The organism is Frigoribacterium sp. NPDC087798 (assembly GCF_044742985.1).
Classification (GTDB): Bacteria; Actinomycetota; Actinomycetes; order Actinomycetales; family Microbacteriaceae; genus Frigoribacterium.
In genome coordinates this window covers 1-12920 of record NZ_JBIUVP010000005.1, presented here as the reverse complement: position 1 = coordinate 12920, position 12920 = coordinate 1, and the positions used below count along the sequence as shown (strand labels likewise).

Genomic DNA, 12920 nt, shown 5'->3' with positions numbered 1-12920 from the left:
CGTCGGTCACTGCTCGACGGCCCCGACCGCCCCGTCGGGCGTCGGTCAGTGCTCGACGGCCCACCGCCCGCCGACGCGGCCGAACTGCTCGACGGCCCGCAGGACCGCCTCGACCGACACGGACTCGTCCACCGTGTGGACGACGGTGGGGTCGCCCGGGCCCCAGACCACGACGGGCACCCCGTCCTCGAGCGACCGCACGAGCACCGAGGCGTCCGTGAAGTACGACGCGGGCGCCTCCGAGACCGGGGCGTCGAGCCCGGCGAGCCAGGGATGGTCGCGCGGGGTCCACACGGCGGCCAGGTCGAGGTCGACGCGGACGTCGGTCACCTCGGGCTGGCCACGCCACCAGTCGACGAGTTCGTCGACGTCCTCCCGGACGACGCGCAGGTCGATGCGCGCCTCGCAGACGTCGGGCACGATGTTCGGCACGCTGCCGCCCGACACGACGCCGACGTTGACCGTCTCGCGCCCGAGGTCGGCATGGGACGAGAGCGGCAGGTCGTCCAGGCGCCCGAGCACGGTCACCAGGTCGAGGATCGCGTTGTGGCCCCGCTCGGGCGTGCTGCCGTGCGCGGCGACGCCCGAGGTGCGGACGGTCGCCCAGAGCGCGCCGCGGTGACCGAGCACGACCTGCCCGTCGGTCGACTCGGGGATCACCACGGCCCCCACGCGCAGGCCCGCGAGCAGGTCGACGACGGCAGGAGCCCCGAGGCAGCCGACCTCCTCACCGGTCGAGACGGCGAGCGCGACGGGTGCACCCTGGCGCAGGAGGTCCCGTACGGCGACGATCGAGGCGGCCAGGCCGGACTTCATGTCCGAGGCACCCCGCCCGTACAGGCGGTCGCCGACGACGGTCGAGGCGAAGGGATCGTGGGTCCAGGCCGAGGCGTCGGTCACCGGGACGACGTCGGCGTGGGACGCGAAGACGAGCAGCGGCCTGTCGGCGCCGACGACCACCGGCGAGACCAGCAGCGCCGTGGGCTCACCGTCGGCCCCGGGGGCGAAGGCGACCCGCGCCTCCTCGACGCCCTCGAACTCCGCGGCGACGCGGCGCAGGACGGCCGCCTCGCCCGGTGAGCCGCTGGTCGAGTCGATGGCGACCAGGTCGCACAGCAGGCTGAGCACGGGCACCTCGGACGGTTGGACAACGGTCATCCGCCCACGGTAGTCATGGCATGTGTCGGGCTCGTGTCGCGAGAAGGGCCGCAAGCAGGAGCGCGCCTTCGACGGGCTATCCCGCCGCAGGCGACATGGGGATCATCCAAGGGTAATTCGAGGGTAATCAATGGGGCAATCGGGGGGCGTCATCTATGATTCCTTCATGCCCACGCGTACGATCACCGGCCAGCACACCAGGACCGCGCGGATGGACGTCCATGAAGTGGCGAATGTCCTCGTGCACGGCTTGGGCCCGACACTCGTCGCCGCCCTGACCGGCTCCAAAGACCGCAAGCTACCCGCGAAGTGGGCTCGATCCGACGGGCCCACCCCGGGTCCCGACTTCACACGACGTCTGCAACTCGGCCACAGGGCGTGGGCAGCACTGGTCCAAGACGAGGGTGCCCACATCGCCCGCCAGTGGTTCATCGGTGGCAACCCCCTCCTCGGCGAAAGCACTCCCTTGACGGCCATTCGCGAGGACCGCGGTCGCGAAGTCATAGAGGCCCTCACCGCGTTCCTTCGAGATGAGCCGGACGCCTGAGGGTGAACGGGGGCACCACGTGTACCGCGACCGGCTTGCGCCTCGTGCCGGAACTCGGCGAAACCACCTACCGCATCGCGAAACCGAGATACGGAGCGCTGTCGGCTCCCGAGCGGACTGCCAGGAGCGCACGAAAAAGGTGGGGGCGCTACGACTCCCTGGGCCGCACGCTCTACCTGGCTCGCGAGGCCGAGTCGGCTTTCGCTGAAGTCCTCTCCCCGTTCAAACGGCAGCTCGGCGCACTCGATCCTCTCGAAAGCGATGCCGCCGCGCTCGGCCTCACGCGAAGCGAGCTGCTCGAACTCGTGGCCGAGGAATGGGGCGAGGCCCAATTCATGGGCATGGGCGCCGTGCCACAGCAATGGCGCGTCGACAGGTGCGTGTACCAGGTGATCGGACAGGGGGACGGGTGGTGGATCGACGTGGAGCATCCTGACTCGCTCTCGGTCCTGGAAGCAACGATCGAACCCACGCTCATCCGTCAGGGCGTCAGGAGTCTGACGACAGCGGTTCTGAGGGGCGAGAACCGCATCGTGACCACCGCCGTCGGCATGCACCTGCGAGGCATCGAGCTGTTCGACGGCTCGGTCGCTCGTGGTCTTCAGTTCGGCAGCAAGCACGGGGGTGGATGGTGTCGCGCGGCGTGGATGCCCGGCGCAGCGGACTCATGGTCTGCGGACTTCATCGCGACGAGTGGCGAGCCGCTCCTCGTCACCGACGAGCACCTCGCCCGCGCCAGCGAGCGGTTCCGCATAAAAGTCTTCTGATGCGCAGCTCGACGCGTTATCGCAGGCCTGACTCATCCGGGCTCCGCGTCAGTGCGCGACCGTTCGTTGTCTGACGACTGCAACAGCCCGAGGAGCGCATCCCGACGGGACTGCAATGCCGCCTACGGCAGCGGCGGCAGGGCCCGCTCGTCGAGCCAGGGACGCAGCAAGGGGCCGACGGGGTGGCCGGAGACGCGGGTGGCGAGGGCGACGAAGTCGGCCGTGGTCGCCACCCCGTGCCGGTGCTCGGCGGTCCAGGCGCGCAGCACGTCGAAGAACGTGACGTCGCCGACCGCCGAGCGCAGCGCATGCACCGCGAGCGCCCCGCGCTTGTAGACGCGATCGTCGAACATCAAGTCGGGGCCGGGGTCGCCGACGAGCAGGTCGCGGGGCAGACCGGCCAGCCGCGCGCGGGTCTGGGCGGCGATGCGCGCGGCCGACGGACCGCCCGAGGCCTCGGACCAGATCCACTCGGCGTAGCAGGCGAAGCCCTCGTTCAGCCAGATGTCGCGCCAGGTCGTCAGGCCCACGCTGTTGCCGAACCACTGGTGCGCCAGTTCGTGCGCGATCAGCCGACGCGACCCGCCCGCCCCGTCGGCGTGGTTCGCCCCGAAGATCGCGAGGCCCTGGGCCTCGAGGGGGATCTCGAGGTCGTCGTCGGTGACGACCACCGAGTACGACGCGAAGGGGTACGGACCGAACCGCTCGACGAAGCAGGCCATCATGTCGGCCACCTCGCCGAAGTCACGACCGATGCGGGACCGCATCGCGGGCACCCCGGCGAAGACGCCGGGCACCCCCGCGAGCACGACCGGCACCAACTCGTAGCGGCCGATCTGCACCGTGGCGAGGTACGTCGCCGTGGGCTCGGGCTGCTCGTAGACCCAGGTCGTGCGGCCGGACCGCGTGTGCCGGTCGGTCAGCTCACCGTGGGCGACGACGGCGTAGGGCTGCTCGGTCGTGACCTGCACCCGGTAGGTCGCCTTGTCCGCCGGGTCGTCGTTGCACGGGAACCAGGTCGCCGCCCCGTTCGGCTGCGAGGCGACGAGTGCGCCGTCGGTCAGCTCCTCCCAGCCGAGGGTGCCCCAGCGGGTGCGGCGAGGTGCGGGCGAGCCCGCGTACTCGACGACCACCTCGACCGGCTCACCCGGCACGGTCTCCTCGGGCAGCGTCACCGTGAGCTTCGTCGCCGACTGCGCGTGACGCGCCTTGCGCCCGTCCACCCGCACCTTCGCGGCACGGAGGCGGAGCAGGTCGAACACGAGCGTGCGGAGGACCTCGGTCGGCACGACCGTCAGCGTCGCCACGCCGTCCAGTCGGTTCGTCGCCACGCGGTACCCGATGACGAGGTCGTACGAGCGCACGCCGTACCCGGTGTTGCCGCTCTCGGGCGTGTAGCCGTCCGGGATCGCCGCCGGACCGGTCACTGCGAGACGGCGTGGTAGTCCGCGAACGTGACGTCCCGCCACGGGCCGATCGGGTTGCCGCTCCACCGGCTGCCGACGGGGACGACCTCGCCGCGCATGACGAGCGACGCGGGTCCGACCGTGGCGTGTTCGCCCAGGCGGGCCGCGGGCAGCACGACGCTGTGGGGTCCGAGCGTCGAGCCGACGGCCAGGGTGACGGTGTCCATGCTCATGATTCGATCATGGAACAGGTGGGTCTGCACGACGCATCCTCGATTCACCGTCGACGCGTCGTCGAGTCGCACCAGGTCGGCCTCGGGCAACCAGTAGCTGTCGGTCCACACGCCGCGACCGATCGAGGCCCCGAGCGAGCGCAGCCACCACACGAGGGCCGGGGTGCCGGCCGCCGCGTGGGCGAACCAGGGGGCCGCGCACATCTCGGTGAAGGTGTCGGACACCTCGCTGCGCCAGACGAACGACGACCAGAGCGGGTGCTCGCCGGCCCGGATGCGCCCGACGAGCGCCCACTTGGCGAGTGTCGTGACCCCGGCGGCCGCCGCCCCGACGGCGAGCATCACGACACCGCCGACCGCGGCCGTCGCGCCGACCCCGATCGCGTCGACCAGCGCCCACAGTCCGACGACCAGGCCGAGGCCGATGCCGCAGGTGACGACGACGGGCACGACCCGGCTGAGCTCCCACGCGATGCGGGCCACCCGGAGGTGTGTGGCCGGGCGGAAGGTGCGGGTCTCGTCGGCGACGGCGACCGTGCGGCGCAGGCGCACCGCGGGTGAACCGAGCCACGACGACCCCGCCTTGGACTTGCGCGGAGCCGACGAGAGCACGGCCACCAGACCGTCCTTCGGCACCTTGTGGCCCGGGGCGGTCATGCCCGAGTTGCCCAGGAACGCCCGCCGACCGATCTCGGCCCGGGCCACGCGCAGCCAGCCGCCGCCGAGCTCGTACGACGCCACGAGCGTGTCGTCCGCCAGGAAGGCTCCGTCGCGGACGGTCGTCATCGACGGCAGCAGCAGGACGGTCGACGCCTCGACGTCCCGCCCGATCTCGGCCCCGAGCAGGCGCAGCCAGACCGGCGTGAACAGGCTCGAGTAGAGCGGGAACAACAGGGTGCGCGACAGGTCGAGCAGGCGTTCGGTGCTCCAGACCTGCCAGCCGACCCTCGACCGCACCGCGAAGGTGCCCTCGGTCACTCCGAGGGCCCACAGGCGGGTGAGCGCGACGACGAGCACGGCGGCCGCCAGCCCGGCCACGAGCGTGCCCGGCACCAGGAGGGCGAGGGCCCGCCACCACGCGTCCGTCAGCGAACCCGCACCCCGCACGCCGAGCGCGACGACCGCGCCTCCTGCGCTCAGCGACGCCACCGGCAGCAACGCGACGACGACGGCCGACGCCCCGTAGGCGACGAACCACCGGGTGGGTGCCGGGGGTCGGTCCTCCGGCCACCAGGCGCGGGTGCGGCCGACGCGCTCGGCCGGCGACCCGGCCCAGTGCTGACCCGACGGCACCCGCCCGAAGACCGCGGACCCGGGCGCGATCGAGGCGTCCTTGCCGATCCGGGTGCCGGGCAGCAGGGTGCTCCGCATGCCGATCGTGCTGCCCGCACCGATGCGGATCGCCCCGATGCGGACGACGTCGCCGTCGATCCAGTGCCCGGCCAGGTCGACCTCGGGCTCGACCGACGCCCCGCGACCGATGCGCAGCATGCCGGTCACGGGCGGCAGGGCGTGCAGGTCGACGTCGGGTGCGATGCGAGCCCCGAGGGCCCGCGCGTAGTAGCTGATCCACGGGGCGCCGGCGAGCCCGACCGCCCCGATCTGGTGCGCGACCTGCTCGGCCAGCCAGAGCCTCAGGTGCACGCTGCCGCCGCGCGGATGATCGCCCGCCTCGACCCCCCGGAGGAGGAGGCGCGAGGCCAGCACCGAGATCGCCATGCGTCCCGGCGGGGTCGCGAACACGAGGATCGCGACGACGAGCAGCCCGCCGTCGACCGCGGGCAGGGCGTCGAACCCGCTCCACCAGCGCAGCACGGTGCTCGCGGTCAGGGCGTAGGTCAGCCAGCGCGCACCCGACAGCACGAGGAGGGGCACCCCGAGCAGGGTCTGCAGCCATTGGGTGCGGCGCGGGGTCGGCACCGACCGGTGGAACACGGCCGGCGGGGCCTCGTCGTCGACGTCCGCCACCGTCAGCGCCTCGGCCAGCGCGCCGAGCCGGGGGTGCGAGTAGATCTCGGCGACGGTGAACTCGGGGTCGAGCTCGCGCAGCCGGGCCACGAGCTGGGCGGCGGCCAGCGATCCCCCGCCGAGGTCGAAGAAGTTCGCGTCGGCGTCCGGGACGGGTACGCCGAGGACCTCGCGCCAGCGGTCGGCGACGAGCTGCTCGACCGGGGTCATCGAACCGGCACCGTCGGGCCGGCCACCTCTCCCGTCGCCACCGGTCGACGAGTCGACCAACGGCCAGGGCAGCGCGTCGCGGTCGATCTTGCCCGACGTCTTCGTCGGCAGGTCGCCGGTGACCAGCGCCAGCAGCGGCACCAGCGCGGCCGGCAGTCCGTCCCGGAGGCGGGCGAGGGCGGCGCCTCGGTCGAAGGTCTCGGCGGACGCGACCGCGAGGTAGCCGACGAGCACCTGGTTGCCGGCCGCCGTCGTCCGCACCGCCGCGGCGGCGCCGCCGACCCCGGGCAGGGCCTGCAGCGCGGTCTCGATCTCCCCGAGCTCGATCCGGCGCCCGCCGACCTTGACCTGGTCGTCGGCCCGCCCCTGGAACACGAGTCCGGCCCGGTCGAACCGCACGAGGTCACCGCTGCGATAGGCGCGCTGCCAGCCGAGCTGCGCGTGCGGGGCGTACTTCTCCGCGTCCTTGGCGGGGTCGAGGTAGCGGGCCAGGCCGACGCCGCCGATGATCAGCTCGCCCACCTCGCCTTCCGCGACCGGGTCGCCCTCGGCGTCGACGACGGCCACGTCCCACCCGTCGAGCGGCAGACCGATCCTCACCGTCTCTCCGGCACGCACCAGCGCCCCGGTGGCCACCACGGTCGACTCCGTCGGCCCGTAGGTGTTCCACACCTCACGGTCGTCGCCGACGACGCGGTCGACGATCTCGGGCGGGAGCGCTTCTCCGCCGAAGATCAGCAACCGGACGCTCTCGAGGGCCTCGTCCGGCCAGAGGGCCGCGAGGGTCGGCACGGTCGAGACGACGGTGATGCCGTGGGTGACGAGCCACGGCCCGAGATCGGCACCCGACCGGACGAGGCTGCGAGGGGCCGGCACCAGGCAGGCGCCACTGCGCCAGGCCAGCCACATCTCCTCGCACGAGGCGTCGAACGCGACCGACAGTCCGGCCAGCACCCGGTCGCCCGGTCCGAGCGGATCGACCCCGGGCGACGACAGGAACATCCTCGCCTCGGCGTCGGCCAGGGCGGCCGCCGAGCGATGACTCGCGGCGACGCCCTTCGGCGTGCCGGTCGAGCCCGAGGTGAAGATCACCCAGGCGTCGTCGTCCGGGGTCGGCGACCGGTCGTCGTCGGCGAGCGCCGTGCCCCGCCCGCTGACGTGCCCGGCCGGTGCGGCGAGCACGAGGCTGTCGGGTCGGTCGGCGTCACGCGGGGTGAAGCGTCCCCCCGCCGAGACGATGCCCACGACGCCGGCCTCGCCGAAGACCAGGGCGGCCCTCTCGTCGGGGTCGTCGGCGTCGACCGGCACGTATGCGGCCCCGGCGGCCAGGACGGCGAGGATCGTCAGGTAGAGCGACGAGTCGCCCGAGGGCATGCGCACGCCCACCCGGTCGCCGCGGCGCACCCCGGCGTCGGCGAGCGCGCGCGAAGCGGCTCCGACGCGGACGACGAGTTCCGCGTAGCTCCACGCACCCCGCTCGTCCTCGAGGGCCGAGGCGTCCGGGTGCTCGAGCGCCGTGGCCCGCAGGACGTCGACGAGCGTCCGGGGTGCGGGGGCCGCGGTCGAACCGGCGATCACGCCGGGCAGTGTCTGGCTCACGGCCGCACGGTAGGGACCCCAGGTGTCACGTCGGTGAACTCGACCGCGTCCAGGGCCGGACCGGCGACGGCGAGGAGGACCCCGGTCGCCGAGCGCCGGTCGTGGACCAGTCCGCGTCGACCGTCCGTGGTCGTGCCCCCGGGCCCGGGCCCCAGACGGAGCGCCGACATCGCGGTGGTCAGCCCCTCCCCCGTCGACTTGAGCAGCGCCTCCTTCCGCACCCAGGCGCGCAGCACGTCCACGTCGACGTCCTCGGGGCTCACGTCGGGCCGGAGGTGCTCGAGCGCACCGGCCGGACGGGCCCCTTCGACGTCGACGCCGACGGGCGCCCCGGCCCGCACCGCCACGGCGGCCCAACGACCGCTCCGGCTGAGGCTCACGTGCAGGTCGTCCGACGGCACCGGCACCGGCCGACCGTGCGGACCACCGCACGAGCGACAGGCTTCGCGACCGAACTCGATCGACCCGGCCTCCCGGCCGGTCACGGACGAGAGCAGGAGGCGCAGCGCACGATGCGAGGCCAGGTACCGACGCGCGTCGGTCGCGTCCACGAGGGCCGCCGCGCGGGCCCGTTCGTGCCCGTCGCAGACCTCGCTCGCCGGAGGCGCGCCGGCGTCGCCTTCTCGGCCGAGGCCGAGGTCGAGGTCGAGGTCGACCAGCCACACCTGCGCGCCCGTCACGGCAGGCGAGCCTAGCCGCGTCCGCACCCGCGCCGAGGCTCCGTTCACCTGCCGTTCTCCGGGTGGGGTGATGATCCGGTCGGCGTCCGTGACCCTCCCGACCGGTCCGGGACGCCCCGCCACCCGTTTCCCTCACCCGAGAGGCCCCCGCATGGCCAAGAAGATCCCCACCGCGCTCGCCGAACTCGTCGACGCCCTCGAGCACCACGCCGAGGTCGTCACGGCGAAGTCGTCGTCGTCCAAACGGCTCGGTCGCGCCACGGCGAAGGTGCGCCGCGCCTCGGCCGCCTACACCGAGGTGGTGGCCGCCCGGACGGGGCAGCCGAACCCGTTCGTGGACTTCCTCGATCCCGAGACGATCGAGTCGCTCCGTGCCGAGCGGGACCGCATCGCGAGCGGCAAGGCGACGCCGGTCGACTGACAGCCGTCCCAGGTGGGCGTGCCACGCTCACAGGCACGATTTCCGCACGTTCGAGAGAGGGGCCGATCCCGTGGCCGACCAGAAGAAGCTCAAGAAATCCGCCGCCAAGGCCTACGACAAGGCCGAGGACGCCGTCACCGATGCCCGCGCCGCGGTCGCCGAGGCCAAGCGACGTGCGAAGAAGCTCGCCAAGAAGAGCCGCCCGTCGGTGAAGCCGCTCGAGAACGCCCTCGACGACGCCACGTCCGGCTTGAGGGACGCCAAGAAGACGGCCAAGGGTGCCGTGCAGGGCTCGACGGGTTCGGCGTCGAGCGGTTCGTCGTCGAGCACGCCGTCCGCCACCCCGGCCGAGCCGCGCTCGATCTACACTCCGCCCCTGCCCGAGGTCGACGAGACCACCGTCCAGCTGTCCGACGGTCACGACGCCCACGTCGACCTGCACGCGCAGACCCTCGTCGCGCTGCGCGCCCTCGCCCGCACCAAGGGCATCACCAACGTGTCGCGTCACACCAAGGCGACCCTGATCGAGAAGATCGAGCAGGCCTGACCCGGACGCCGGCGTCGACCCGATGACCTCGTGAGCGGCTACGGGTCGGCTCCGCCTCACTAGGGTGAGCACATGACGCGCGCTCAGCTCATGGTCCCGTACCGGTTCGTCTTCGCCGCGCTCGCCCTCGTGGCCGTCTCCGCCCAGTTCGCCGACACCCTCGAGAACGACTACAGCGTCGTCAACTTCTTCTCGTTCTTCACGAACCTGAGCAACCTGTTCGCCGTCGTGGTCTTCACCGTCGGCGGCGTCCGCACCCTGCTCCGTCGTCCCGGCAGCCGGGCCTGGGACGTGGTCCGGCTGATCGCGGTCGTGAACATGGTGTTCGTCGGCCTCGTCTTCAACCTGCTGCTGACCGAGGTGGCCGGCGGCGTGCTGCCCTGGGTCAACGTCGTCGTGCACATGGTGATGCCCGTCGCCGTGCTGGTCGACTGGCTCGTGTTGCCCGTCGGCCGTCGCCTGCCCTGGGCCGCCGCGGGCCTCGGCCTCGTCGTGCCCGTCCTCTACAGCGTGTACTCGCTCGTCCGCGGCGCCGTCACGTCGTTCTACCCCTACCCCTTCTACGACCCGGAGGCGCTGGGCGGCTACGGCCCCGTGGCGCTCTACATGGTCGTGCTGCTCGTCGCACTCGCCGTGCTGTCGGTCGCGCTGGTCGGTCTGGCGCGCCTCGCCGGCCGCTTCTGGAAGCAGCGCTCGCGCCGCTGACGCGACCCGCGCCTCCTGCGGGCGACGTGTCGCGTCGCCGCCGCACCGCCACGTCCCGCCACCCCGCCACCCCGCCACCCCGCCACCCCGCCACCCCGCCACCCCGCCACCCCGCCACGATGTAAACGAACCGCCACAAGTTTGCGTGGCGGCGTGTTTATATCGTGGCGGGGTGCGCCCATGACGCGACCCGCGCCTCCTGCGGGCGGCTCAGCGGTAGTGCTGTTCGCCGCGGGCGGCCGCCGCGACCACGTCGCGGATGCGGGCCGCCCGGGTCTCGGGCCGCTTCAGCGCGGCCAGCCGGAAGTACACCCGGAACCGCTCGGTCTTCGTCATCGTCGCGAAGTGCGCCGCCGCCACCGGGTCGGCGTCGAGGGCTGCCTGCAGGTCATCAGGAGGCACGGCGTCCTTCTGGCGGTAGGCGGCGTCCCAGCGGCCGTCGGCCTTCGCCCGGTCGACCTCGGCCTGACCCGCGGGGGTCATCCGCCCCTCGGCGGTCAGGCGTGCGACGTGTTCGCGGTTGACCTGGGACCAGGGGCTGTCCTTGCGCCTCGGTTGGAACGCCGTGAGCGTGAAGTCGTCGTCGAGCCGGCTGGTCTGGCCGTCGATCCAGCCGTGGCAGAGGGCGACGTCGAGCGCCTCCGACCAGGTCATGCCGGGCCTCGTCGACCGCACCTTGCGGAGCGTCAGTCGCACCCCACCCACGTCGGGGTCGTCCTCGAGGTACTCGCGCCACTGCTCGACCGTCACGTCGAGCACGGGCTTGTCGGCGAAGCTGACCATGCGGCGACCCTACCGGCGGCGAGACGTCGCGACGTGCCGCTCCACAGCGGAACCGAACGGCCCGTCCCGACCCCTCGAGGGGCGGCCGGCCGTCAGAGCCCGAACAGCAGCCGCAGCCCGAGGGCGACCATCACGACGGCGATCACCGCGTCGAGCACCCGCCACGCGACCGGCTTCGCGAACAGGGGACGCAGGAGGCGCGCGCCGAACCCCAGCACCGAGAACCACACGAGACTGCCCGTGACGGCCCCGCCCGCGAACCACCACCGCAGCTCGGGCGGCTGGTGGTTCGCGACCGAGCCGAGGAACACGATCGTGTCGAGGTAGGTGTGCGGGTTGAGCCAGGTGAAGGCGAGGGCGCCCAGGACGGCGGGGACGACCCGGGCGGGCGGCGCGCCGGCCTCGACCGTGAGCGCGCCGACGGGCCGGATCGCGCGCTTCGCGGCGAAGGCACCGTAGACCAGCAGGAACCCGGCCCCGACGACCTGGACGACGACGACCGCCTGCGGTGCGGCCTCGACGAGCGCGCCGACCCCGGCCACCCCGGCGCTGATCAGCACGGCGTCGCTCACGGCGCAGACCACGACGACCGGCACGACGACGCGGGTCACGGCCTGGAGCCCGACGCGCAGCACGTAGGCGTTCTGGGCACCGATGGCGACGATCAGGGCGAGGCTCGTGCCGAAACCGAAGAGGGCGGCGGGCAGCACGGTCGCGAAGGTCATGGCGACACGCTAGGCGCGCACCAGGCCATCACGCCAACTCATGTTCGTGATGCTGCATAAGCTCGACTCATGGCCCGTTTCGCGCTCGACCAGCTCGACACCCTCCGCACCGTCGTCGACGAAGGCACGTTCGAGGCGGCGGCGAGACGCCTGCACGTCACGCAGTCCGCGGTGTCGCAGCGCATCAAGCAGCTCGAACGAGCGGCCGGGCAGGTGCTGCTGCGACGCACGACACCGGTCACCACGACCGAGGCCGGTGACGTGGTGCTGCGTCATGCCCGCCAGGTCGACCTGCTCACGTCGGACGCGCTGGCCCGGCTCGGCGCCGGCCGACCCGACGGAGGGGACGACGGTGACGACCCCGTCCCCACCACCCTCCCCATCGCCGTCAACGCCGACTCGACGGCGACCTGGTTCCTCGACGCGCTGGCCGCCGTCCCGCCCACGGTGCCCGTGGTGTTCGACCTGCGCCGGGCCGACCAACAGCACACGGCCGAGCTGTTGCGATCGGGGGACGTGCTCGCCGCCGTCACCGCGACCCGGGAGCCCGTGCAGGGCTGCAGCTCGGAGCCGCTCGGCGTCATGCGCTACCGCGCGGTCGCCAGTCCGGGGTTCGTCGAACGGTGGCTGGGCGCCCGACTGAGCGCAGGGGGAACCGCCGAGCGCAGGGGCCTCCACCACGGACGGCTCGATCGTGCCCCGATGGTGGTCTTCGACCGCGCCGACGACCTGCAGCACGACTTCGCGCGTCGGCTCACCGGTCACGAGCCGCTCGCGCCCCGGCACCACGTGCCCGCCTCGGCCGACTTCGCCCGGGCCGTCGTGCTCGGCCTCGGCTGGGGCATGCTGCCCGAGGCGCAGGCCGGCCCCGAACTCGACGCCGGCCGTCTGGTCGAACTGGCCGCCGGCGACCCGGTCGACGTGCCGCTCTTCTGGCAGCGCTGGACCCTCGCCTCGCCCCTCCTCGAGGCCGTCACCGACGCCGTCCGCGCCACCGCCCGCCACGCCCTGCATCCCTGACGCCCTGTCTCGCCGGTCGAGTGGTGGGGGGGGGGGGGGGGGGGGGGGGGGCGGGGGGCCGGGGGGGGGGGGGGGGGGGCGGGCCGCGGGGCGGGGGGGGGGGGGCGGGGGGGGGGCGGGGGGGGGGGGGGGGGGGGGGCGCGGGCCGGGG

The 12920-nt window shown here is 73.3% G+C and carries 12 protein-coding genes; 6 read left to right on the top strand and 6 right to left on the bottom strand.

Annotated features, from left to right (window positions below):
* Positions 1–45: 45 nt before the first annotated feature.
* Positions 46–1158, bottom strand: coding sequence for a M20 family metallopeptidase (locus ACIOSR_RS12770; RefSeq protein WP_402752811.1), 1113 nt, complete (start codon positions 1156–1158; stop codon positions 46–48).
* 166 nt (positions 1159–1324) lie between these two features.
* On the opposite strand from ACIOSR_RS12770, the gene ACIOSR_RS12765 reads away from it, so the two are divergent.
* Positions 1325–1705 carry a hypothetical protein gene (locus ACIOSR_RS12765; protein ID WP_402752810.1) on the top strand — a complete coding sequence of 127 codons (381 nt, stop codon included), beginning with the start codon at positions 1325–1327 and terminating at the stop codon, positions 1703–1705.
* Between the two features lie 35 nt (positions 1706–1740).
* The gene (locus tag ACIOSR_RS12760; RefSeq protein WP_402752809.1) at positions 1741–2472 is read left to right on the top strand and encodes a hypothetical protein; all 732 of its coding nucleotides are present in this window, start codon (positions 1741–1743) and stop codon (positions 2470–2472) included.
* 122 nt (positions 2473–2594) lie between these two features.
* Here ACIOSR_RS12760 and ACIOSR_RS12755 read toward each other — a convergent pair whose 3' ends face one another.
* Genes ACIOSR_RS12755 through ACIOSR_RS12745 form a run of 3 tightly spaced genes read right to left on the bottom strand, consistent with a single transcriptional unit; the run spans position 2595 to position 8568 of the window.
* Positions 2595–3899, bottom strand: coding sequence for a M1 family metallopeptidase (locus ACIOSR_RS12755; RefSeq protein WP_402752808.1), 1305 nt, complete (start codon positions 3897–3899; stop codon positions 2595–2597).
* On the bottom strand, positions 3896–7888 hold the full coding sequence (locus ACIOSR_RS12750; RefSeq protein WP_402752807.1) for a Pls/PosA family non-ribosomal peptide synthetase: 3993 nt from the start codon (positions 7886–7888) through the stop codon (positions 3896–3898). The genes ACIOSR_RS12755 and ACIOSR_RS12750 overlap by 4 nt, the downstream gene beginning before the upstream one ends.
* Complete coding sequence (locus ACIOSR_RS12745) at positions 7885–8568, bottom strand: 4'-phosphopantetheinyl transferase family protein (RefSeq protein ID WP_402752806.1); 684 nt, start codon at positions 8566–8568, stop codon at positions 7885–7887. Before ACIOSR_RS12745 ends, ACIOSR_RS12750 begins: the two co-directional genes overlap by 4 nt.
* A 151-nt stretch (positions 8569–8719) precedes the next feature.
* Here ACIOSR_RS12745 and ACIOSR_RS12740 point away from each other — a divergent pair, with 151 nt between their 5' ends.
* The 3 genes from ACIOSR_RS12740 (at position 8720) to ACIOSR_RS12730 (ending at position 10241) form a co-directional block, all read left to right on the top strand.
* On the top strand, positions 8720–8989 hold the full coding sequence (locus ACIOSR_RS12740) for a hypothetical protein (protein ID WP_402752805.1): 270 nt from the start codon (positions 8720–8722) through the stop codon (positions 8987–8989).
* A 70-nt stretch (positions 8990–9059) separates the two neighbouring features.
* Positions 9060–9536: a hypothetical protein gene (locus ACIOSR_RS12735; RefSeq protein WP_402752804.1), complete on the top strand. Its 477-nt coding sequence runs from the start codon at positions 9060–9062 to the stop codon at positions 9534–9536.
* A gap of 72 nt (positions 9537–9608) precedes the next feature.
* A complete protein-coding gene (locus ACIOSR_RS12730) occupies positions 9609–10241 on the top strand; it encodes a Pr6Pr family membrane protein (RefSeq protein ID WP_267659355.1) in 633 nt (210 codons plus the stop codon).
* Between the two features lie 210 nt (positions 10242–10451).
* On the opposite strand, the gene ACIOSR_RS12725 is transcribed toward ACIOSR_RS12730, so the two are convergent.
* Together ACIOSR_RS12725 and ACIOSR_RS12720 are read right to left on the bottom strand one after the other, a co-directional pair.
* On the bottom strand, positions 10452–11024 hold the full coding sequence (locus ACIOSR_RS12725; RefSeq protein WP_402752803.1) for a YdeI family protein: 573 nt from the start codon (positions 11022–11024) through the stop codon (positions 10452–10454).
* A gap of 92 nt (positions 11025–11116) precedes the next feature.
* Positions 11117–11749, bottom strand: a complete 633-nt coding sequence (locus ACIOSR_RS12720) for a LysE/ArgO family amino acid transporter (protein ID WP_402752802.1) — start codon at positions 11747–11749, stop codon at positions 11117–11119.
* A gap of 69 nt (positions 11750–11818) precedes the next feature.
* Between ACIOSR_RS12720 and ACIOSR_RS12715 the strand changes: the two genes are divergently transcribed.
* A complete protein-coding gene (locus ACIOSR_RS12715) occupies positions 11819–12769 on the top strand; it encodes a LysR family transcriptional regulator ArgP (protein WP_192122864.1) in 951 nt (316 codons plus the stop codon).
* Positions 12770–12920 lie beyond the last annotated feature (151 nt).

Coding starts and splice junctions, on each gene's coding strand:
- ACIOSR_RS12740 (WP_402752805.1), top strand. CDS start 8,720: ATGGCCAAGAAGATCCCCACCGCGCTCGCCGAACTCGTCGACGCCCTC.
- ACIOSR_RS12765 (WP_402752810.1), top strand. CDS start 1,325: ATGCCCACGCGTACGATCACCGGCCAGCACACCAGGACCGCGCGGATG.
- ACIOSR_RS12730 (WP_267659355.1), top strand. CDS start 9,609: ATGACGCGCGCTCAGCTCATGGTCCCGTACCGGTTCGTCTTCGCCGCG.
- ACIOSR_RS12770 (WP_402752811.1), bottom strand. CDS start 1,158: ATGACCGTTGTCCAACCGTCCGAGGTGCCCGTGCTCAGCCTGCTGTGC.
- ACIOSR_RS12720 (WP_402752802.1), bottom strand. CDS start 11,749: ATGACCTTCGCGACCGTGCTGCCCGCCGCCCTCTTCGGTTTCGGCACG.
- ACIOSR_RS12715 (WP_192122864.1), top strand. CDS start 11,819: ATGGCCCGTTTCGCGCTCGACCAGCTCGACACCCTCCGCACCGTCGTC.
- ACIOSR_RS12725 (WP_402752803.1), bottom strand. CDS start 11,024: ATGGTCAGCTTCGCCGACAAGCCCGTGCTCGACGTGACGGTCGAGCAG.